Origin of the sequence: Salipiger sp. HF18 (genome assembly GCF_011806505.1) — a bacterium.
Taxonomy (GTDB): Bacteria; Pseudomonadota; Alphaproteobacteria; order Rhodobacterales; family Rhodobacteraceae; genus Salipiger; species Salipiger thiooxidans.
Genome location: NZ_JAATOS010000585.1, coordinates 1 through 2275, shown reverse-complemented (window position 1 = coordinate 2275; position 2275 = coordinate 1). Strand labels below are relative to the sequence as shown.

Annotated in this window: 2 protein-coding genes; one reads left to right on the top strand and one right to left on the bottom strand. The window is 67.6% G+C overall.

Annotation, left to right across the window (positions count from 1 at the left end):
* On the bottom strand, positions 1-335 hold a 335-nt coding region (locus HC022_RS24465), incomplete at its 3' end, for a GntR family transcriptional regulator (protein ID WP_167454127.1).
* 114 nt (positions 336-449) lie between these two features.
* On the opposite strand from HC022_RS24465, the gene HC022_RS24460 reads away from it, so the two are divergent.
* Positions 450-2275 (top strand): hydantoinase/oxoprolinase family protein (locus tag HC022_RS24460; protein ID WP_167454126.1); only part of this gene is annotated, 1826 nt, incomplete at its 3' end.

The following is a 2275-nucleotide window of genomic DNA, read 5'->3' as shown; positions in this document are numbered from 1 at the left end:
GGGCGTTTCTCGCGGCAGATCTTGCTCGCGGCGTGGGTCTCGACCATCAGCCGGACCTCGTGCAGGTCGCGCAGTTCGGTGGGCGACAGCCAGCGCACCATGGCGCCCCGGCGCGGGTGCTGTTCGAGGTAGCCCTCCGCGGCCAGCCGGCTCAGCGCCTCGCGCACCGGAGAGCGCGACACGCCGGTTATCTCACAGGCCTGCGCCTCCTCGACGAAAGCGCCCGGCTCGAAACTTCCCTTGAGAATGGCGGATCGGATCCCGGTGTAGGCACGCTCGCGGGCGGACTGGACCGGCCCCACATCGACCGAATGAGCATCTTTTCGACTGTTCACTCATCTTCTCCACAACTTTCTGTCACAAACCCCGCGATCGCACGCGACAAGGCTGGACAGAATCATCTCTCCTCTCTTGTATACACGACGTAGACGTCAGAAGGACAAGCAACCATGATGGACGGGACTCAGGGCTTCGGATCCAAAACCACCTGGCGGGTCGGGGTGGATTCGGGCGGCACCTTCACCGACGTCTGCATGTTCGACGAGGCCAGCGGCGAGATCGCCGTCTGGAAGGTTTCCTCCACCCCCGACGACCCGTCGCGGGGCATCGCGCAGGGTGTCGAGGAAGGCATGAAGGAACGCGCCGGCGGCAGCGAAAGCGACCCGGCGGCGGCCATCGCCTATCTCGGCCACGGCACCACCGTCGCCACCAACGCGCTGATCACCCATCGCGGCGCCAAGGTCGGCCTGCTGACCACTGACGGTTTCCGCGACCTGCTCGAGATCGGCCGTCAGAAGCGCCCGGATCTCTACGACCTCTTCGCCGAGAAGCCCAAGACGCTGGTCCCCCGCGAGCTGCGGTTCGAGCTGCCCGAGCGCATGCTGCGCACCGGCGAGGTCTCGGTCCCGCTCAACGAGGAGGCCGTGCGCAAGGCTGCCCGCGCCATGAAGGCCGCCGGGGTCGAGGCGGTCGCCATCTGCTTCCTCTACGCCTTCGTGAACCCCGCCCATGAGAAGATCGCCAAGGCCATCGTCGAAGACGAGATGCCCGGCGTCTTCCTTTGCGCCAGCCACGAGATCGCCCCCGAATTCCGCGAATTCGAGCGCCTCTCGACCGCGACCGTGAACGCCTATCTCGGGCCGATCATGCACCGCTACATCTCGCGCCTGACGCCGCGGCTCGAAGAGCTCGGCCTGCCGATCGCGCCGCACCTCACCCAGTCGAACGGCGGCGTCGTCCGCTTCGAGGTGGCCGCCGAAACCCCGGTCCGCGCGGTGCTCTCCGGCCCCTCAACCGGCGTGGTGGCGGCACAGGCCATCGGCGCGCGCGGCGGTTTCGACGACATCATCACCTTCGACATGGGCGGCACCTCGTCCGACGTCGCGTTGATGGCGGGCGGCGAGACCACCCAGACCAACGAGAGCATCGTGCACGGCTACCCGATCAAGGCGCCGATGCTCGACATCCACACCGTGGGCGCCGGCGGCGGCTCCATCGCCACCATCGACAGCGGCGGCCTGCTCAAGGTCGGCCCCGAGAGCGCCGGCGCCGATCCGGGCCCGGTCTGCTACGGCCGTGGCGCAACCGAGCCCACCGTCACCGACGCCAACATCGTGCTGCAGGTCCTGAACCCGGTCGAAATCCTTGACGGGCGGATGAAGGTCCACCGTGACCTCGCCGTGGAAGCCATTGGCAAGATGGCGGAAAAGCTCGGGATGGAGACCATGGACGTGGCCCAGGGCATCATCTCGGTGGTGACCGCGAACATGGCCAAGGCGATCCGGGTGATCTCGGTCCAACGTGGCCACGACCCGCGCAACTACGCGCTGATGGCCTTTGGCGGCGCCGGCCCGCTGCACGCGGTGCGCCTTGCGCAGGAACTCGGCATGACCACCGTGGTGATCCCGCGCAACCCGGGCATCCTCTGCGCCATGGGCCTTCTGCTCACCGACCTGCGCGCCGATTTCTCGACCACCAAGCTGGTGGCGCTCGACGCCGGGAACCTCGATACCATCGCCGATGCGATGAGCAAGGTCGAGGACGAGGCGGCGGGCTGGTTCGCCAGCGAGGCGATCCCGGCGGACAAGCAGATGACCACCCGCCGCGTCGACATGCGCTATGACGGCCAGAACTACGAGCTTTCGATCCCCCTGCCCGACGGCCCGGTGACAGCCGAGACGCTCGTCGCGCTCGAGAAGGGGTTCACCGAGGCGCACGAGCGCATGTACGGCTTCGCGGTGCCCGAAGAACGCATCCTCTGCGTCACCTTCCGCGC